The 21,282-nt window shown below is 40.4% G+C and carries 13 protein-coding genes; 8 read left to right on the top strand and 5 right to left on the bottom strand.

Annotation, left to right across the window (positions count from 1 at the left end):
- The first annotated feature begins 120 nt into the window (after window positions 1-120).
- The 3 genes from PNEUHYL_RS04470 to proS all read left to right on the top strand — a co-directional run bounded on the left by PNEUHYL_RS04470 (window position 121) and on the right by proS (window position 5,751).
- On the top strand, window positions 121-2,811 hold the full coding sequence (locus PNEUHYL_RS04470) for an autotransporter outer membrane beta-barrel domain-containing protein (RefSeq protein WP_059366051.1): 2,691 nt from the start codon (window positions 121-123) through the stop codon (window positions 2,809-2,811).
- 79 nt (window positions 2,812-2,890) lie between these two features.
- Complete coding sequence (locus PNEUHYL_RS04465) at window positions 2,891-3,943, top strand: extracellular solute-binding protein (protein WP_059366050.1); 1,053 nt, start codon at window positions 2,891-2,893, stop codon at window positions 3,941-3,943.
- 95 nt (window positions 3,944-4,038) lie between these two features.
- Complete coding sequence (gene proS, locus PNEUHYL_RS04460; protein ID WP_059366049.1) at window positions 4,039-5,751, top strand: proline--tRNA ligase; 1,713 nt, start codon at window positions 4,039-4,041, stop codon at window positions 5,749-5,751.
- 88 nt (window positions 5,752-5,839) lie between these two features.
- On the opposite strand, the gene PNEUHYL_RS04455 is transcribed toward proS, so the two are convergent.
- From PNEUHYL_RS04455 to PNEUHYL_RS04445, 3 genes are all read right to left on the bottom strand, one after another.
- On the bottom strand, window positions 5,840-8,614 hold the full coding sequence (locus tag PNEUHYL_RS04455) for a M16 family metallopeptidase (protein ID WP_059366048.1): 2,775 nt from the start codon (window positions 8,612-8,614) through the stop codon (window positions 5,840-5,842).
- Window positions 8,615-8,685: 71 nt separating this feature from the next.
- Window positions 8,686-11,049: a TonB-dependent receptor plug domain-containing protein gene (locus PNEUHYL_RS04450; protein WP_059366047.1), complete on the bottom strand. Its 2,364-nt coding sequence runs from the start codon at window positions 11,047-11,049 to the stop codon at window positions 8,686-8,688.
- Window positions 11,050-11,297: 248 nt separating this feature from the next.
- The gene (locus tag PNEUHYL_RS04445) at window positions 11,298-12,017 is read right to left on the bottom strand and encodes an MgtC/SapB family protein (protein WP_059366046.1); all 720 of its coding nucleotides are present in this window, start codon (window positions 12,015-12,017) and stop codon (window positions 11,298-11,300) included.
- A 153-nt stretch (window positions 12,018-12,170) separates the two neighbouring features.
- On the opposite strand from PNEUHYL_RS04445, the gene rimO reads away from it, so the two are divergent.
- From rimO to asd, 3 genes are all read left to right on the top strand, one after another.
- Complete coding sequence (gene rimO, locus PNEUHYL_RS04440; protein ID WP_059368814.1) at window positions 12,171-13,508, top strand: 30S ribosomal protein S12 methylthiotransferase RimO; 1,338 nt, start codon at window positions 12,171-12,173, stop codon at window positions 13,506-13,508.
- A gap of 23 nt (window positions 13,509-13,531) precedes the next feature.
- Complete coding sequence (locus PNEUHYL_RS04435; RefSeq protein ID WP_059366045.1) at window positions 13,532-15,559, top strand: UDP-glucose:protein N-beta-glucosyltransferase; 2,028 nt, start codon at window positions 13,532-13,534, stop codon at window positions 15,557-15,559.
- A gap of 145 nt (window positions 15,560-15,704) precedes the next feature.
- Window positions 15,705-16,820: an aspartate-semialdehyde dehydrogenase gene (gene asd / locus PNEUHYL_RS04430; protein WP_059366044.1), complete on the top strand. Its 1,116-nt coding sequence runs from the start codon at window positions 15,705-15,707 to the stop codon at window positions 16,818-16,820.
- Window positions 16,821-16,880: 60 nt separating this feature from the next.
- Here asd and PNEUHYL_RS04425 read toward each other — a convergent pair whose 3' ends face one another.
- Both PNEUHYL_RS04425 and PNEUHYL_RS04420 read right to left on the bottom strand, forming a co-directional pair.
- On the bottom strand, window positions 16,881-17,939 hold the full coding sequence (locus tag PNEUHYL_RS04425) for a tetratricopeptide repeat protein (protein ID WP_059366043.1): 1,059 nt from the start codon (window positions 17,937-17,939) through the stop codon (window positions 16,881-16,883).
- On the bottom strand, window positions 17,940-18,488 hold the full coding sequence (locus PNEUHYL_RS04420; RefSeq protein ID WP_059366042.1) for a tetratricopeptide repeat protein: 549 nt from the start codon (window positions 18,486-18,488) through the stop codon (window positions 17,940-17,942).
- 299 nt (window positions 18,489-18,787) lie between these two features.
- Here PNEUHYL_RS04420 and PNEUHYL_RS04415 point away from each other — a divergent pair, with 299 nt between their 5' ends.
- Both PNEUHYL_RS04415 and PNEUHYL_RS04410 read left to right on the top strand, forming a co-directional pair.
- Window positions 18,788-19,735: an alpha/beta fold hydrolase gene (locus tag PNEUHYL_RS04415; RefSeq protein ID WP_059366041.1), complete on the top strand. Its 948-nt coding sequence runs from the start codon at window positions 18,788-18,790 to the stop codon at window positions 19,733-19,735.
- 213 nt (window positions 19,736-19,948) lie between these two features.
- Complete coding sequence (locus tag PNEUHYL_RS04410; protein WP_059366040.1) at window positions 19,949-20,995, top strand: extracellular solute-binding protein; 1,047 nt, start codon at window positions 19,949-19,951, stop codon at window positions 20,993-20,995.
- Window positions 20,996-21,282 lie beyond the last annotated feature (287 nt).

The following is a 21,282-nucleotide window of genomic DNA, read 5'->3' as shown; positions in this document are numbered from 1 at the left end:
ACACTTTATATGCTATTTATCTCGCCTTGAAATTCAGTAGTAGTTTGATATGTAAGACATAAGGATTGTCATCTAATAATTTACTATTTAATAAAGAATTATAACCATGGAATCATAATCATGAAAAAATTGTCTTTTCTTCTTATTCTTCCCTGCTTGAGTTATGCTGACGTGATAAAAAGCGGGTCAATAGATAATATTCACAATGTTACGGATAATCCACCGACCGATGAGGAAGGGTATAGTGTCTATAGTAGCGTTATTATCGGTGCTAAATTTGGGGAGAGATTATCTCCACCAAGCGAGCTAACCATTAATAATGGCTCAAAAGTTAAATTTAATGATGTTACCCATATCGGTAACCATAGTGGCGGTTATGGAATATTAAGAGTCGATGGTGCAGGAACTATTTTAAAAGCAAATGATGCGCTTAATGTAGGGCAATCCGGCGCAAATGCTGAACTCTGGATAACTAATGGTGCAAAAGTGACCCAAGCAAACAAAAGATTTAACGATAATTATTTGGGACACGGCGGAAGTACCACTTCACTTATCGTTATTGATGGAAAGGATTCGGAGCTCACTTATAATGATAGTATTGAAGCAGATCTGGTAAGTAAAATCCGTATTCTGAATGGCGGCACTTTTAACGTAAACTATAACAAGGGGACAACTTATCTTTATGATGTTGAGAACCAAGGATATTTTAATACTGCCCACGGTATTGTGATTAGAAAAACATTAAAAATAGGAAGCGATGATCATACACAAGCGGGCGAATTTAACTTTCCTAGAGGAATTATTGCAAGTCCAAATGCCCGGTTAGTTTTTAAAAAACTCAAAGAAGACGATATTATTTTTCCATTAGTGCATTGTTATAATTGTAATATTGAATATGACGCGCCTGAAAAAATGCAGATAAACAATATATCAAGAGCAGGTAAAAATTCAGTTAATGAAATGCTTATTAACCAAGGTACATTGGCATTGACAGACCAATCAACGTTTGAGCGTTTTGGCGTAAAAAATTTAACAATTTTCAATGATGGTACTCTTTCCCTCAGTAATATCGGGCAAAAATCGGCTTATGATGAAAATAATTTGAACAATTCACCTTTTGTACAAGAAAATTTTATTCATCAAGGTACACTTGATTTGGCAGACGGTTCAAATCAACCTAATTTCTCTCATCTTGTTGTAAATAACTATACTTCCGGCGGAACATTACTTGTTGATACGGTTTGGAATAAAGATTCGAGTACATCCGGCAGTGATATTTTGCACATCTTAGGAAATATTGATTCCTCACGCGGTGCAACTACCGTCAAAACGAAAAACGGAATTTTTGGTGATATCGAAAAGACAAATCAAAAACAAACTTCTTCCCTCGTCGCTATTGCCGAAAAAGATCACAATGGTCTGGCATTTATAGGCAAATCGGCAACATTGAATGCCGGAGAAGCGCAATTAGTTAAAGTGGGCAACAAATATTATTGGACACTTGAAGCACTTGAGTCGAAACCTGAGCCTCAACCACAGCCTGAGCCTCAGCCACAGCCTGAGCCTCAACCGCAGCCTGAGCCTCAACCACAACTAGAGCCTCAACCACAACTAGAGCCTCAACCACAACTAGAGCCTCAACCACAACTAGAGCCTCAACCACAACCAGAGCCTCAACCACAACCAGAGCCTCAACCACAACCAGAGCCTCAACCACAACGAGAATCTCAACCACAACCAGAATCTCAACCACAGCCTGAGTCTCAACCACAACCAGAATCTCAACCACAGCCTGAGTCTCAACCACAGCCTGAGTTGCAACCGCAACTTGAGTCTCGACCACAACCTGAACCAAAACCAAATAAGAAAATTAGAACAGCAGCATCATCGGCTTATATTCAAATGCCTTATACCAATATGGAGTTGGCTTACAGTGCTGTTGATACGTTGGCTAAACGACGCGGTAGTACGGTTAATTCGCAAACCACTACACAGCATGGTGTTTGGGGACGCGTTGTGAGTAAATACCTTAAAGCTGATGGAAAACATCGTTTGAATAATAAACAACATCAATATCTTGCTCAGGTAGGTGTTGATTTGGATAGACATACACAAGATTCAGTAACTAAACAAACTGGGATTTATGCAACCTTTGGTTATAACCACATTAATTTTTCCGACAGATTCCGTGCCGAAAACGGTCGGATTGTCAGCGATAAACATACGGGAACAGGAAAAACCAAAGCAGGATTGTTCGGAGTTTATCACTCGGTTTTTTGGCAAAATGAATCTTATCTTGATCTTATCGGACAAGTAGGTTACTTACGCAATGAATATCGCCCAAGAGAAGGAAACAAAATGACTCAAGAGGGTATGACAGCCTTAATCTCAACAGAGATGGGGCTAACATTCCATTTAAATGAAAATTGGTCATTTGAGCCACAAACTCAGTTAATTTATCAACATTTATACTTAAAAGATCTGTATGATAAACACCTTAATATTCAATATCGTAACCAATCCGGATTACGCGGACGACTGGGTTCAAGCCTTAATTTCCGAGATAATGCCTATTTATTTGCGCTTACGGCAAATGTTTGGCATGATTTCTTGAACAATAAGCCGGTAAAAATTGGTAATCGGGATTATCGCGAATATTATGCAAAAACTTGGTTGGATACGGGATTACAGTTCCAATGGAATGCAACGAATAATCTCTCTTTTTACGCTCACACGCATATTGAACATTCTTTGCAAAAACAAACACGCCGCGCTTACCAAATTGGTGCCGGTGTACAATATGTTTGGTAGCAAATAAATTCGGCTCGGTAATGCTATTACTGAGCTAATATTTCTTTACTTGTAATAATCCCCCTAGGAGACTGATAAATTGAAAAAATCTGTTGTTTGTTCCATCAAAAACCTTTTCCTCTCTGCGACCGCACTTTTTGCGGCCTCTGCTTTTGCCAACAACAAACTTTATGTGTATAACTGGACGGACTATGTGCCGCCCGAACTCGTCGCTCAATTTACCAAAGAAACCGGTGTGGAAGTCATTTATTCCACCTTTGAGAGCAACGAAGAAATGTATGCCAAACTAAAATTAACGGAGAATACCGGCTCCGGCTATGATTTGGTATTCCCGTCAAGCTATTATGTGAATAAGATGATCAAGGAAAATATGTTGCAACCCCTTGATCACAGCAAATTAAGTAATTTAAAACAGATTCCGACACATTTGCTTAATAAAGAATTTGATCCTGAGAATAAATATTCTCTACCTTATGTGTATGGTTTAACCGGAATTGAAGTGAACGCAGATGAGATTGATCCGAAAACCATCACAAGCTGGGCGGATCTTTGGAAACCTGAATTTAAACACAAAGTATTGATGACCAGCGATGCCCGTGAAGTGTTCCACATCGCTTTATTATTGGAAGGAAAATCGCCTAACACCACAAATGAAGAGGAGATAAAAGCTGCCTACGAGCGTTTGCTGAAATTATTGCCTAATGTGGTAACGTTCAACTCTGACTCACCGGAAGTGCCTTATGTACAGGGTGAAGCCACCATTGGGATGATTTGGAACGGTTCGGCTTATCTTGCTCGTAAAGAAAACCCAAGCCTGCAATTTGTGTATCCGCAAGAGGGGGCGATTTTCTGGATGGATAACTATGCTATCCCTAAAACGGCAAAAAATGTGGAAGGGGCGCACAAATTTATTGATTTCCTACTTCGTCCTGAAAATGCCAAAGTGGTAGTGGAACGCATGGGCTTTTCGATGCCGAATGAGGGCGTAAAAGCGTTACTCAGTCCTGAACTGGTGAATGATCCGACCTTATTCCCGCCTTCAGAAGAAGTGGAAAAAGGTATCATGCAAGGTGATGTCGGCGATGCCGTGGATATCTACGAAAAATACTGGAATAAATTAAAAACCAATTAATTTTTTCTTTCAAAAAAGTGCGGTTAAAAATGACCGCACTTTTTGTTATACTCCCACCAATTTTTTCTTCATTTAACGAATTTAAGGTTAATTCAATGCGTACAAGTCAATATTTATTTTCGACATTAAAAGAAACCCCGGCGGAAGCCGCCATTGTCAGCCACCAACTGATGTTACGTGCGGGAATGATTCGTCCTCTCGCCGCCGGACTTTATAACTGGATGCCAACAGGTTGGCGCGTATTGCGTAAAGTGGAAAAGGTGATTCGCGAAGAAATGGATAAAAGCGGTGCGCTTGAAATTAAAATGCCGGTGGTACAACCGGCAGAACTTTGGCAAGAGTCCGGTCGTTGGGAGCAATATGGCCCGGAATTATTGCGTTTTACCGATCGTGGAGAGCGTGGTTTTGTGATTGGCCCGACGAATGAAGAAGCCATTACCGATTTAATGCGTCGCGAAGTTACCTCTTATCGCCAGTTACCTATTAATCTTTATCATATTCAAACCAAATTCCGCGATGAAGTCCGTCCACGTTTTGGTGTGATGCGTAGCCGTGAATTTATAATGAAAGATGCCTATTCTTTCCACACCGATAAAGAAAGTTTGCAACAAACTTACGAGGTGATGTATCAAACCTATAGTAATATTTTTACTCGGTTAGGGTTGGATTTCCGTGCGGTGCAAGCGGATACGGGCTCTATTGGCGGCAGCGCTTCCCATGAATTCCAAGTGTTGGCGAATAGTGGGGAAGACGATGTGATTTTCTCCACCGAATCCGACTATGCCGCCAATATTGAATTAGCCGAAGCGGTGGCGATAGGTGAGCGTGCCGCACCGACCAAAGCAATGGAACTGGTTGATACGCCAAATGCGAAAACCATTGCGGAATTAGTGACGCAATTTGACCTGCCGATTGAAAAAACCGTGAAAACCTTAATTGTTAAAGGTGCGGTGGAAGACGCGCCATTAGTGGCATTAATTATCCGTGGCGATCACGAACTGAATGAGATTAAAGCGGAAAAATTAGCGGAAGTGGCTTCCCCTTTTGAATTTGCCGATGAAGCGGAAATCCAAGCTAAAATTGGGGCAGGCGTGGGTTCTTTAGGGCCGGTGAACCTGAATATTCCCGTTATTATCGATCGTACCGTAGCACTGATGTCGGATTTCAGCGCAGGGGCAAATATTGACGGCAAACATTATTTCAACATTAACTGGGAACGTGATGTAGCCTTGCCGAAAATCGCCGATATTCGCAATGTGGTGGAAGGCGATCCGAGTCCGGACGGCAAGGGAACACTACTGATTAAACGTGGTATTGAAGTAGGACATATTTTCCAGCTTGGCAAAAAATATTCCGAAGCAATGAATGCTACCGTACAAGGCGAAGACGGTCGCCCAATGGTCGTGACGATGGGATGTTATGGTATCGGGGTAACCCGAGTGGTTGCCGCGGCGATTGAACAACATCATGATGAGCGTGGCATTATTTGGCCGACCGATGAAATTGCGCCATTCACTATGGCGATTGTGCCGATGAATATGCATAAATCCGAAACCGTCCAGCAATATGCCGAAGAACTTTACCGCACGCTACAAGCACAGGGCGTGGATGTGATTTTGGATGATCGCAAAGAACGTCCGGGAGTAATGTTTGCGGATATGGAGCTGATCGGTGTTCCGCATATGGTGGTGATTGGCGAGAAAAATCTCGCAAACGGTGAAATTGAATATAAAAATCGCCGTACCGGTGAGAAAGAAATGATTGCAAAAGATCAATTATTTGATTTCCTGAAAGCAAAATTAGCTTAATTTACATCAGTGATCAGCCCCTCAAAATATCGCTATTTTGAGGGGCTGATTGTTTTATGGCTCACCTAATGGTCTAAAGTGCGGTCAATTATTGGCGTAAAATTGCCTCAAAACGAACTGGTTTAGCGAGCGCTTTTTTGGCTAATGCCCCAATCTTAGTTTTAGTGGTAAGTTGTTCTAAACTTTGATAGAGATAAACCAATTGCGGATTGCCCTGTTGCCAATAGCTTTCTTCAATCAGGCTTGCCACCGAGACCAATGAGTCAAATTGACGTTTAATTTGTTGCAACTGTTCAGCCTGTTTTTTGCGAAGCAAAGTTTCATCAATGCCTTGTTCAATAATGTCATCTAAAATTTGATGCGTTAATTTTATCAGCTCATTGGCTCTCTCTGGTGCGCAACTAAATTCAATTTTTCCTTCAATTTGCGGCATATAAGATTCTTGATTAAACCAACTATTGACGGAATAAATACCCGATGCTTTTTCCCTCAACACAAGGCGTAGTTTTTCTTGCACGATATCGCCAAGAATGTCTAACGCGTATTTTTGCTCTGCTTGCCATTGGTTTTCAGTAGTAAGATAAATTTCCACATCGGTGCGAGGCTCGCGTAATCCGCTCATCAAAAATGATTTTTTCGGCGTGTGGATGGTATGGATTTGAAGTTTACGCGGCTGCGTTTTTACTTCAACCGTTGCCAAATATTGTTTTGCTAATTTTTCAACATCACGTCGTGAAATATCACCGATAATGAAATAAGTAAAATCCGTGTTAGCCAAAATTTTTTCTTGATAGATTCGGCTTAATTGCGCAGCCGTAAAACCTAATAACTCGCTTTGTTTTTGCGTGTAAGCCGTGGCTATATTAGGTTGGCGCAAGCGGGATATGGCTTGCATAAACAGTGTTTCTGCATCAATTTGTTTAAAATAATCCTGTGTTTCTCGGCGATATTTTTGTAATGCACTATCGGAAATCGGGGCGGATTGCAGTTTTAACCGAAACAGCGTGAGTAAATTAGCCAGATCCTGTGATTTTGCCACACCGGTGAAGCCTTGTTTATCCTCATCAATCACCGTAGCCAACACGAGAGGATTTTGCCCAAAGAGATGATTAACATCCGCCGCAGCGAGTTCACCGACACCGCTATCATCCGCCAAAATGGTCGCAGTGCGCAACAAATGATAATCCTGATTTGGCACGGCGCGTAATCCGCCGTGGGTTACTGCGCGGAAATGAACTTGATTTGGTGTTTTATCGCTGTAATGGTAAATCAATTTTGCCCCGTTACTCAGGCGATATTCATCAATATTACCTTTATCCCAATGTTTTTCCAGCACCAATGCACCGCCTTCAGAAGTAAAGTGCGGTCGTTTTGCTTGGTGTTTTTCATGTTGCCAAGGGGTTTGGGTTTGACGCATGATTTGTTCCCAACGTTGTTCAATATCTGTGGCATTGAATGGGAGTTTTTGTTCTGGTAGCGGTTGGGTTACCAATAATAATTTGGCTTTTAATGCTAACGTCTTATTAAAGGTTTCATTGATATCGCTGAGCTTGATTTCATCTAAAAAACGGCGGTTTAGCTTGTAGCGATCTTTTGCATTTAACGTGATTTGATGATTTGCCGCAACAACAATTAGCTCATCGGCAATTTTTAAGCTGCCGCTACGAATCTCTTTTTGTTTTTCATTGAGGCGGTGAAGCCTTGTGATTTCCGCATTGAGTTCTTCCTGAGTAAAGCCGTGTTGTCGAATTTCAGCCAGAAAGGTAAATAGTGCGGTAATATTTTTTAAGTAATGCGTATTGAATAATTGCAATGAAAAAACCGTTTGTAGGGTTTCTTTACCAAGATGAGAACGGTAAAAATTAGCTGAATCCAACCAGTCACCTTGATGTTCTTCCCATTTTTGCAAACGTAAATTGACCAAACGGGTCACAATTTGCTGAATGAGATCTTGTTTGTAGTCCGTAACAGTTTCCTGCTGTTTATCCTCCTCAAAAAAACTGAGTTCCAATGCCGGAATGTTTGTGCCTTGTTCGGCAACACTTGCTACCCGCCAATGCTGAATAAGCGGAATAGAAAAGTCGATTTTATCAAGTGGTGTTTGTAAGCGTGGATCGGATTGCGCTAAGGCGTTATTCAGCAAGGTTTTGACTTCATTGGGGTCAATATCCCCCACTACGATCACCGACATATTATCCGGTCGATACCATTTATGATAAAAATCCGCCACCCGCTCACGGGAAATACGGCGAATAATCTTCATATCCCCAATGGGATCACGTAATACATAGCGGGATCCCACCATTTCTATGGCACTTTTTTTATCGCCGAGGCGCAACATCGGGCTTAATCGGCGACGCCATTCTTCTTCAACCACACCACGCTCACCGTCAAGGTCTTTCGGCAAAATAGTGAGATGATTCATCCATTGATTGATGACATCAAAGGCAAGAGAGAGCTTTTGCGGGCTGTTATCGTCCAGATTTAGGGTATAAACGGTATTTTCAAAATCGGTAAAGGCATTGATATCTCGGGCAAATTTCATGCCTAACTTTTCCAGTGCGTTAATAATGGTATTTTCAGGGTATTTTGTTGAACCGTTAAATGCCATATGTTCCACTAAATGGGCGATCCCCTTTTGATCGTCGTCCTCGTGCATTGAACCGGCATTCACCACTAAACGAAGATACACCCGATTTTTAGGCTCGCTGTTGTGTAAAATATAATATTGCAGTCCATTAGCCAGCTTGCCCTGTTTAATATCGGGATCAAAAGGTAATGTGTCGGAATCGACGTTGCTTTGGCAGGCGATAAGCATGCCAAAAGTACAAAAGAGTAAAAAAAGTGCGGTTAGTTTTTTCATCATTTTTGCTTAAATATAAAAAAAGAAAAGCTACGCTAATTCGTATTAGCGTAGCAGAAATTAATATTAACTTAGAATTTGTAGCCTATTTCCAACCAAAATTCTCGGCCGGGTGTGTAGATACCATATTCATCATTCGTTGAAATAGCTCTAACGGTTTTGGATTTACGGGTCTGATTGAGTACGTTTAGAATATCAAGTTGTAAATAAACACTGTGATTGCCGGTAATTGTCGGTTGCCAGCGAATACTGGAATCCCATTGGGTGTGGCGACCGTAATGATAGGAACGATAGCGGGAAATACCATCATTAAAATCACTATCCAGTAATTCGTAACTGCGAATCGGGGCTTTCATATAAACTTTATTTGACCAAGTAATATGGTAGTCAGGGATTGCCATATCTACACCCAATCGGGCAATCCAATCTTCGGTAGAACTATTGACTTTATTGAGCATGGCACGGCGGGTCATTAATTTACCGTCAAGATATACCGCTTCATTGGGATCAAGTTCCCGTCCGATATCTGCACGTTTGGTTTTTAACCAATCAAATCCCAAAGAGGTTGTCCAATAGCTTTTTGCCACTTGCCAAGGCTGATCATTATTTATTTGGAATGTGTAAACATCCACGCTGAAATCACCGCCGTTATGATAGGAATTCACTCGGTTGGCATCACGTTTTAACACAATTCGATTTTTATTTTGGCGGTGAATGTAATTCAATTTAAATGCTAAATTGCCGAATTCTTGTTCTATTCCCAAACTGAGTTCATCGGCATAAGGCGTTTTTAGTGAATTGAATGCTTGATATTCACGGCTGGTATCACGGTTGATTTTTAAAATTTCATTGGTCAGTTTTAATGACGCGAAAGAGCGGCCGTAATAACGGTTCAATCCTAATGTTAAACCGGTTTCTTCCCAAGGTTTATAGCGTGCCACAAAGCGTGGGGCGATGTTGTTGTTTTGCAAATAATCATCCCGTTCGATACGTACTCCGGGGCGAAATTCCAAGTTGTTCCAGGTGATTAAATCTTCCGCATAAAAGACGAAATTTTGATAACGGGTTTTTGCATTGCCTTTATAGGTGATATTGGTGAATTCAATCGGATCCATATGGGGATTGCGCTGAATAATTTTAGAATGTACATCTTGAGGGCGATTAAATTTATAGTGTGTTGCCTGATAAATACCACCAACGGAAATAGAGTGGCGACTTGTGCCTAAATCAAAAGGATCAACGGCAAATTCCGTTGAGAAATGAAGATTATTTTGTGTCAGAGAACTGTTACCGTAACCGCCTTTTTCATAATCATAAATCTGATCAAAATTTTCATCAAAAACAGAAACCGTTTCTACATTGACAGAGGAGGATTTTCGTTTATCTTTAAAGCGATCGTAAGCTAAGGTATTTGTCCAAATTCCCGAATCAAAGGAGTGAACCCATGCCAATGTCGTGCCGAAGGCTTGATGATAATCGCTGACATCGCTATCAATATTGGTAGCGTAATATTTTTGTTCTTTATAATTGGAATAACGGAATCCTAGCTCAAAGCGATCTTTTTCATTTGCCGCTAAGTTAAAATTCAGCAATAAATTATCGGAATTGCGTAGGTGATTTTGTTTATTTAATTTAACTTCGGTATCGTATCCAATGAGTCGATTTTGTTGGATTTGGGAGTAACGTTTACTGTAACCCAGCACCATACCTAAATTATCCGTTAGGCCTTTTTCCAAAACGATGTTGAATGTTTGCTTGCGATATTTAGGCTGAAATTCGGCAACACCGGCGGCATCAGGTTTGATTTTATCCAATAAATTTTGTGCCGAATTATCGACATTCATTTTTGCCCAGCCGGAATTTGTCGTGCGATATTTGAGTGAAACACTATCTTTACCACTATATTGTTTCGTTTTGGCGACCACTGCTCCCCCCATAAAGCCACCTAGACTGGCGGAAATATTGCTGTCATGTACTTCAACTTTGGAAAGCATAGAAGCATCAAAGAAATAAGCCTGTGTATGGCTAATTCCCGGCAAGACTTGCATTGCACCGTCAAAGATTTCACTATCCACCGTTAAATCGTTGTTCACATTTACATTATCGACAAAATAAGCGGTTTGGTTTGTATCCGCACCATTAATAGAGATATTTTGCGGCTTAATTTCGCCACGTTGAAAACCGTCTTGATCGCTGTCTTCATAACGAATATGCGGGTTAGAACGCAAATAATCGGTAATGTTATTATTGCTTGTAGGTGTTTTTTCTATCTCTGTGGAAGTGAGCGTTTGAGTGGAGGAAAGGGATTTATTATTGTCTCCATATACCACAATTTCTGGCAGCATATTAGCGTGATTTGTCGTTTTTTCTTCAGAAAAAGCGCGAGAGGCGCATAATGTTAAGCAAATAAAAAATGTAATTTGGTTTTTATACATGGTATTCCTTATGGCTTAAAAATAAGAATTGTTATCATATTCATCTTATTTTTAATGTAAAGGAATTTTTATCAATTAACGAACGTTTGAATTTTTATTGTGCTTAAAATAGAAAAAGACAAAATGATGAAAACTATTTGGGAATAAAACTAGCGAAAGGCAAATAGCTGAGAAATGGACGATGATAGGCGGTAAATAGTTTTAAACAATATTTAAAAGAATGAAGGGGAACAACCATTCCCCTTTTTTTAATTTTCAAATAATTCAACGCTCAGCACACCTTCTTCCGTTTTTAATAATGTGTAAATATCTTTAATCATTGCACTATCAATAGCAAAACATCGGATCTGAACTCTAACCTCACCATTGGGTAAATCTTTTACGAAAAGATTTTCAATGCGGTAATCATTTTGAATCAATAGATTTGTAATGATTGCAATCGAAGTAGATGAACTGAGATGAATGATAATTTTGGTTTTCTTTTTTTTCCCTCTATGACGGACTAAACGCTGTATCATAGGGCTAAAACGAATGGCGATTAAAATCATCGCCGTCGCAATAAAGGCATCAAAAGTAAAACCGGCACCGGTTGCAATACCGATTGCGGCGGCAGCCCAAATAATCGCAGCGGTAGTTAATCCTGAAATCGCATCATTTTTCTTATGTAAAATCACACCGGCACCTAAGAAACCGATGCCGCTAATAACTTGTGCCGCAAGACGCATCGGGTCGGTGCGAATGTTTTCGGATACTTGTGCGTAATGTTCTGCCGCTTGAATAGAAACCATGGTTAATACACAGGTTGTAATCGCAATAATTGAGCAAGTTTTAATGCCAACGGGTTTGTGTTTTAACTCACGTTCTAAACCGATAATACTACCTAAAAGTAATGCCAGAAACATTTTGCCGAGAATCGTTAAATGATGGGGGCTTAAAAGTGCGGTCAAAATAAGGGATGAATTTTCCATAGTGCTGTTTTTTATTCATAAAGTATAGGATTCTACCCACTTGAAAAATAAAAATATAGTTAATTTTATAATCTTTTGCTTTTCTTTGGTCGCATTTTACTCGGAAATTCAGTAAAATTAGGCGCTTTATGGATGTGGAATAGAGATAAACTTATGCAAAATTCAACCCCGAATATTGGCTTTGTGAGCTTGGGTTGTCCTAAAAACTTAGTGGATTCTGAACGTATTCTGACAGAATTACGTAGTGATGGTTACAATATCGTACCGAATTATGAAAACGTTGATTTGGTGATCGTCAATACATGCGGTTTTATTGATAGCGCAGTGCAAGAATCTTTAGAAGCCATCGGAGAGGCGTTAGAAGAAAATGGTCGGGTGATTGTTACCGGTTGTCTTGGTGCAAAAGAAGATCGTATTCGTGAGGTACACCCGAAAGTATTGGAAGTCTCCGGTCCTCATAGCTATGAAGCTATAATGGCTCAAGTACATAAATACGTGCCGAAACCGACACATAATCCTTACTTTAGCCTTGTGCCTAAACAAGGGGTGAAATTAACCCCAAAACATTATGCTTATTTGAAGATTTCTGAAGGCTGTGATCATCGCTGCACATTTTGCATTATACCTTCCATGCGTGGTGATTTGGAAAGCCGCTCTATCACTCAGGTATTAGAGGAAGCCAAACGTTTAGCTGAAGCCGGGGTGAAAGAGTTGCTCGTCGTATCGCAAGATACTTCCGCCTATTCTCTGGATTTAAAACGCCAAGAGGGAGGGGTAAAAACCTCATTCTGGAACGGAATGCCGATTAAAAACGATTTAATGACGCTTTGTAAACAGCTAGGGAAACTCGGCATTTGGGTCCGTCTGCATTATGTTTATCCGTATCCACACGTTGATGATTTAATCCCTCTTATGGCAGACGGTACGTTATTGCCTTATTTGGATATTCCTTTGCAGCACGCCAGCCCGAAAATTCTCAAAGCAATGAAAAGGCCGGGAAGTATTGACCGCACTTTAGAGCGGATTAAAAAATGGCGTGAAATTTGCCCCGATTTAACCTTGCGTTCCACCTTTATTGTGGGTTTCCCGGGTGAAACGGAAGAAGATTTTCAATTATTACTTGATTTCTTGAAAGAAGCCCAACTCGATCGTGTCGGCTGTTTTAAATTTAGTCCGGTGGACGGTGCGCCTGCAACGGATATGCCGGATCAAGTGCCGGAAGAGGTTAAAGAAGCACGTTTCCATCGCTTTATGCAATTACAACAGAAAATTTCAGCCGAGCGTTTAACACAAAAAGTGAGAAAAACCTTAGATGTATTGGTCGATGAAATAGATGAAGAAGGTATCATCGGACGTTCCAAAGCGGATGCACCGGAAGTGGATGGTCTGGTTTATGTTGAGAATATCAGCGGCATGGATGTGAAAGTCGGTGATGTAATTAAAGTTACTATTACCCAATCAGATGAATATGATCTGTGGGGAACTTGTTAAATTAAAATAAAAAGGAAAATAAAATGTCTGAAGTGAAAAAGCCAAGTGTTGTACGTTTTGAAGAAAAAGTGGCAGCCAAAAACTATGAAGACGCTTGCGTTGAGCTACTTGATATTCTTGGTCAGATCGATTCAAATTTCGGTGAAATTAAGGATATTGAAATTGATGTTCCCAAACAGCTTGAACATCTTACCCAAGATAGACATATCTACTTTGCTACTCGCATGGCGGTAGCTATTACAGAATTATTCACCGACCCGAAATTAGACATTTCTGTTTCCGGCGCACGACGTTTCTTAACGTTACAACGCTGGCTAAATCTGATTTTTGCTGCATCGCCTTTTGTTAATGCGGATCATATTTTACAAACCTATAATCGGAAGCCAAATCCTGAGAACCCGTTAGATATTCATTTGGATACGTCAGAATCTGCATTGATTAAGTTCTGCATTTTATATTTGCCAGAATCAAATGTTAACCTTAATTTAGATGCGTTATGGAATATTAATCCGGAACTTTGTGCCTCTCTGTGTTTTGCATTACAGTCACCTCGTTTTATTGGTACGGAACAATCATTTGGTAAACGTGCAGCCCTCTTGCAATGGTTCCCTAAAAAATTAGCGCAGATTGAAAATCTAAACAATCTTCCTAGTGGTATTTCTCATGATGTATATATGCATTGTAGTTATGATGTTGCACAGAATAAACATGATGTAAAACGGGGACTAAACCAGGTTATACGTCGCTTTCTTCTTGAGCAAGGCTGGACTGATCGTGATGTAACAAAATTAGGTGAGCGTAATGGTAAGCCGGTGATGGTTGTACTTTTAGAACATTTCCACTCCGCACACTCAATCTATCGCACGCATTCAACATCAATGATTGCCGCACGTGAACATTTCTATTTAATTGGTATCGGTGGTAAGGCTGTGGATGATTCGGGTAGAGGCGTATTTGACGAGTTCCATTTAATCAACGGTAATAATATCCTTGATAAATTGACGTTCTTAAAAGGGATTTGTGATGAAAACGGCGCAGCTATATTTTATATGCCAAGTATTGGAATGGATCTCACAACCATTTTTGCCAGCAATACCCGCCTTGCGCCGATTCAGACTATTGCATTAGGGCACCCAGCCACGACTCACTCAGACTTTATTGAATATGTGATTGTTGAAGATGATTACGTGGGTTCGGAAGCCTGTTTTAGTGAAACCTTATTACGTTTACCAAAAGATGCACTTCCTTATGTGCCATCCGCTCTCGCACCACAGAATGTGGAATACCGATTACGCGCTCATCCGGAAGTGGTGAATATCGGTATTGCCTCCACAACAATGAAATTAAATCCTTATTTCTTGGAAGCATTAAAAGCCATTCGTGATCGTGCTAACGTAAAAGTACACTTCCATTTTGCATTGGGGCAATCTAGCGGTATTACCCATCCTTATGTAACACGTTTTATTAAATCTTATCTAGGTGATGATGCCACGGCACACCCACACTCGGCTTATCACCAATATCTTCAAATTTTGCATAATTGCGATATGATGGTAAACCCATTCCCATTTGGGAATACAAACGGCATTATTGATATGGTGACTCTTGGTTTAGTCGGTATCTGTAAAACCGGTTCTGAAGTACATGAACATATTGATGAAGGCTTATTCAAACGTTTGGGCTTACCTGAATGGCTAATTGCCAATACCGTCGATGAATATGTAGAAAGAGCGATTCGTTTAGCTGAAAATCATGAAGAACGTTTGGCATTACGTCGTCATATTATTGAAAATAACGGCTTACAAACTCTCTTTACCGGTGATCCAAGCCCGATGGGGAAAGTCTTGTTAGAAAAATTTAATGAGTGGAAAGTGGTTAATTTAGGTGAAAAAACCAAGAAAAAAACGGTAACGAGAAGACCGGCAACAAAAAAAGCGACCACTCAAGCAAAAACTTCAAAAACTACAGCTAGGAAAAGTGCGGTCAAATCTGAAACTAAATCTACTTCGAAAAAAGTTGCAGTGAAAAAAGCAACCGGCAAGACAGCTTAAAAAAATGAAAATCCCCGAAAGGGGATTTTTTGTTGGTAAGAATTAATGAATTTCTTGAGATTAATTATAAAAATACTTGATTTTGACTGCGCTATCTTGTAATTAATAAACCCATTCAAACACAACATAAACAAAGGAAAAAACTATGAAAAACGTCGGTTTTATCGGATGGCGCGGAATGGTCGGTTCCGTATTAATGGATCGTATGGTGCAAGAAAATGATTTTGCCAACATCAATCCTATTTTCTTTACCACTTCCCAAGCCGGGCAAAAAGCCCCTGTCTTTGCCGGCAAAGAGGCGGGCGAACTCAAAAATGCTTTCGATATTGACGAACTTAAAAAATTAGACATTATCGTCACTTGTCAAGGTGGCGACTACACCAACGAAGTGTATCCAAAATTAAAAGCAACGGGTTGGAACGGTTACTGGGTTGATGCAGCCTCGGCATTACGTATGGAACAAGACGCCATCATCGTACTCGATCCGGTAAACCAAAATGTGATTGACGAAGGCTTAAAAAATGGCATTAAAACCTTTGTAGGTGGAAACTGCACAGTAAGCCTAATGTTAATGGCGATCGGCGGTTTATTTGAACGTGATTTGGTGGAATGGGTCTCTGTGGCAACCTACCAAGCAGCCTCAGGTGCAGGGGCGAAAAATATGCGTGAATTGCTTTTGCAAATGGGCTTATTACGTGATGCCGTGAAAGATGAATTGGCCAACCCTGCGGCTTCTATTTTAGACATTGAACGTAAAGTCACCGTAGAAATGCTTTCAAATGATTTCCCAACAGAAAACTTTGGTGCCGCATTGGGTGGCAGCCTTATCCCTTGGATCGACAAATTATTGCCTGAAACCGGACAAACCAAAGAGGAATGGAAAGGCTATGCGGAAACTAACAAAATTCTTGGTTTAAGCGACAACCCGATTCCGGTTGACGGTTTGTGTGTGCGTATCGGTGCATTACGTTGCCACAGCCAAGCCTTTACTATCAAACTGAAAAAAGATTTACCGTTAGCGGAAATTGAACAAATCATTGCCTCACACAATGAATGGGTGAAAGTGATTCCAAACGACAAAGAAACCACATTACGCGAATTAACCCCTGCGAAAGTTACCGGCACATTAAGTGTGCCTGTCGGACGTTTACGCAAACTCGCTATGGGGGGCGAATACCTCGCTGCGTTCACCGTGGGCGACCAACTCTTATGGGGTGCGGCAGAACCGGTTCGCCGTATTTTGAAACAGTTGGTGGGGTAGGTTTTACTCGCTAACGTAAAAACGGTCGGTTGTTTAACAGAACAGCCGACCGTTTGTTATTTACTCGTTCTTCATTTCTTTTTCATTAATTTCACGATATTTATCGCAACCTTTCTGGCTACCAAAATCACAGGCAGAACCAAAATAACCTTTGGCTTTTGTTTGATCTTCCGTTTTCTCACCTAATTTTAGCCAAAACTCAGGATCACGGTTGCTATTCATTTCAGCCTCTAAAATTGCCACTCGTTCTTGGTATGCTTTCGGAATATCCATGGTTAAAATCTCAGCTTTTAATTCATCAAGGGTTAATTCTGTTTTTAGGAATATCTTCAATACCGCATCTTGTAAAAGTGCATTTCTCTCCGCTAATAACTGTTGGGCTTTAGCTTCATTTTTTTCTGTGCCAATCCCTAATAAATAGAAAATTGCCAACTGTTTATAGGTGTCTTCAAGCCAAAGATTGGTATTTTTCATTTCCAGAACAACTGCCGGTTCAACTGCTGCCACATTTAACGCTTTTGCTTGTCGATAAGTTTGTAACGACCAATCAAAGGCTTTCTCCCAGTTTTGTTTTACCCCGATTCCTTCTCGATATATTCCGGGTAATAAGGACATTGCCTGAAAATAACCTGCCTTAGCTGATTTTTCAGCCAACATTGCTGCGGTGAGTTCATCATTTTCCAAATAAAAAATCATCGCTAAATCATAATCAGCTTCAGCATCCCCCAAGGCTGAGGCTTTTTCTAACAAGGCTTTTTTATCAGATTGGTTTTCCTCAAGATCCGCCAATTTCACATAAGCACGAGCCATTTTCTGCTCGGCGGCTTTTTCATACCATTTTTTCGCTAATGTATTATTCTCATTTTCCTGATAAAACTCAGCCAATCCGTATTGAGCGACAGCATAGCCTTTTTCTGCCAGCACTCTCAATCTCTCGGGGGTGATTTCTTTTTCTTCGGAATCAGATAATTTAAATGTGCCACCATAATAATCACGTTGAATTTGTTTTTCCAACTGACGAGCCTCAGCTTGCTCAGGATAATACTGGGTAAAATAAACCCCAGCCCCAATACCTAAGGCTAAAACGAAGCCGCAAAGTAATAAATTTTTGATTTTCATTTATATCCCTTCCTCTAACATAGCCAACACTTCACACCCGTCCTGATTTCCGCCCTTACAGGCTTGGCTTGCCCAATATTTTGCTTTCGAAATATCTTGTTTAACGCCTTGCCCAAGCCTATACATAATCCCCAAATTAGTTTGAGCCATAGCCTCTCCTTGCTCCGCTGCTAAGGTGTACCATTTCACCGCTTGGTGATAATCTTGTTTTATGCCTAGCCCTTGATGATACATCACCCCCAAATTATATTGAGCATTTGCATACCCTTGCTCTGCTGCCAAGCGGTACCATTTCACCGCTTGGTGATAATCTTGTTTTATGCCTAGCCCTTGATGATACATCACCCCCAAATTATATTGAGTCGATGAATCCCCTTGCTCTGCCAACGGTTTCCAAAGATTGTAAGCGGTTTGATAATCGCCTTTTTCTGCGGCTTCAACGCCTTGTTGAAATTGGCTTGCATTATCCGCATAAACCACAGAGCTAATCGTTGCGGTAGAAAATGCAAAAAGTGCGGTGAAAAATAGGGTGGTTTTATTGAATTTCATTGGGTTTTCCTCTTTGGTTAAATCGTTGAATTGGTTAAAAAATGATTATAAGTTGTTTTTTTGGGGGCGCAATATTTTATACTTTAGTCTTCATTAATTGATTGAAACTTGGGTGATATTGGAAAGGTCGGAGGAAAAGGAAGGCTGAACTTAGCACAATTAATGATATAATGCGCCCATTCCATTCTTTTAAGTGCAGTCGTTTTTGGTTGATTTTCTGAATGATGGCATGACATCGAAATATGACAAAAGCCCATTAATTGCGTTATTTTTATCCAAAAGCCGTTGGAATAATGATTATGATTCGAGAACCCCGTTTTTGCCAATTTGCCTTAGTGGAATTATTGCCTTTTTTTGAAAGCACGCCGACTCAATATCTTCTTGGAAAAGGAAATATTCGTATTGCTTATCGTCATTTCGTGCAGCCTGCAAGTAAAACCAAAAAATTGATGATTTTGGTGAACGGGCGGACGGAAAATATGATGAAATGGTCGGAGCTGAGCTATGATTTTTATCATCAGGGCTACGATGTGTTGTTATTTGATCATCGCGGGCAGGGCTATTCCGAACGGCTTTTAAACGACCCGGAAAAAGGGCATTTGGATGAATTTCGTTTTTATGTCGCGGATATGCAAAAAGTGATCGAAAAAACTACCGCACTTTTTGACTATCAAACCCAACATTTGGTGTCGCATTCCCTTGGTTCGTTGATTGCTGCCTACTATTTGGCGAATTGCGATCATCATATTGAAAAAGCTGTGTTATCTTCGCCTTTTTTCGGCGTGCCGTTAAAACATCCGCTGCGTGATGAATTGATTATTGCCACCATGAATTTACTGGGGCAGGGCACGCGTTATGTGTTTGGCAAAGGGGCTTACAAACCGGCACATCTTGAACGTAATGAATTAAGCTTTTGTAAAACCCGAATGAAATGGATGAATCGAATCAACCGAAAATATCCTGCTCTTCATCTTGGCGGCCCGACTTTTCGCTGGGTGCATTTATGCCTCAATGCGATAAAACGCCTTCCTTCTATTCTCCCCCGGATTGAAATTCCCGTGCTGATTTTGCAATCGGAAAAAGAAAAAATCGTGGACAACAAAACTCTGCAAAAACTGACCGCACTTTTCCCCAATGCAAGTTGTGAATTGGTTCATCAGGCAAAACATGAGATTTTATTTGAACGGGACGGTTTAAGGGAAAATGTCATGAAAAACATCACGCAATTTTTTGAAAAGCCGAATTGATAGCCATTGGCTTTTTCTGCGTTTAAAAACTCATCATATATCGCATTATTTCCAATCCCGATATGGGGTGAATGTTAAAAAGATGTTGCAAATTTGACCTTTTGCCCTACAATCACTGAGCCTCAAATACTAAGGTTCTTCCCTCTTTGAGTGTGGCGATCTTACTTTACGGAGATCTGGTTTTATTTTCTGTTACTAGGAGAATAAAAAATTATGAAAAAATGGACCGCACTTTTTACTTCAAGTGTATTTTTATTAGGCACTCACAATATTGCAACCGCAAATGACAATACGGTTTATCTCTATACTTGGAGTGAATATGTGCCGGAGGGGTTACTGGATAACTTTACCAAGGAAACCGGTATTAAAGTCATTGTGTCCAGTTTGGAATCAAACGAAACAATGTATGCCAAACTGAAAACGCAAGGCGAAAACGGCGGTTATGATGTGATTGCGCCAACCAGCTATTTTGTATCCAAAATGATACGGGAAAATATGCTGAAAGAATTAAATCACGAAAAACTGCCCGTTATCAAAGAATTAGATCCGAATATGCTGGATAAACCTTTTGATAAGGGCAACAAATATTCATTACCGCAATTATTCGGGGCGACCGGCATTGCCTATAACGCAGAAACACAGAATCCCGCCCAATTTCAATCTTGGGGCGATCTATGGAACGCTGAATTTAAGGGGCGCTTACAAATGTTGGATGATCCAAGAGAATTGTTCAATATTGCCCTGTTAAAAATGAACAAAGACCCGAATACGCAAGATCCAAAAGTATTGGAAGAGGCTTATCAAGAATTGCTCAAGTTGCGTGGGAATATCTTGGCATTTAATTCGGATAATCCGTCCAACAGCTTTATTTCGGGAGAAACCGAAGTGGGCTTATTGTGGAATGGCTCCGTGCGTATTGCAAAAAACGAAGGGGTTAAAATTGACATGGTTTACCCGAAAGAGGGCACGATGCTCTGGATTGATAATTTAGCTATTCCGAAAACCGCTAAAAATGTGGAAGGGGCACATAAGCTGATTAATTATCTGTTAAGCGCCGATGTAGCTGAGAAACTGACCTTACAAATCGGTTATCCCACTTCCAATCTCAATGCATTGAAACGTTTGCCGAAAGAATTGACGGATGATCGTGCGACATTTATCGCTCAAGATGTGATCGATAGAAGTCAATGGCAACTTGATGTTGATGATGCCATTGAGCTGTATGAAGGCTATTATCAAAAATTAAAAGCCGCTCAATAAGATTGACGATGGCAACATAAACCGCACAAAAGTGCGGTTTATTTTTCTTTAGTTTTATTCCTCGTAGATAATCAAACCTAATTTGAGCCTCTCATTAAGTAGTAAAAGCAAGCAGCGTAGTAAGTTTTAAATAAAAACCAATGTTATAACGACCGCACTTTTTCTTGTGTTTTGGTTCATCATTTCAGTGCCACAGTAATTGTGATTGGCTTTTTCCTCTCTCAACCTCTAAAATAGCCTACTCGAAAACCTATATTTGCCGGCCGATATTGCCGTCTATTTTCTTA

The sequence above is a fragment of the Rodentibacter caecimuris genome (assembly GCF_001019715.1).
Lineage (GTDB): Bacteria > Pseudomonadota > Gammaproteobacteria > Enterobacterales > Pasteurellaceae > Rodentibacter > Rodentibacter caecimuris.
This window is presented reverse-complemented; position numbering and strand designations above follow the sequence as displayed.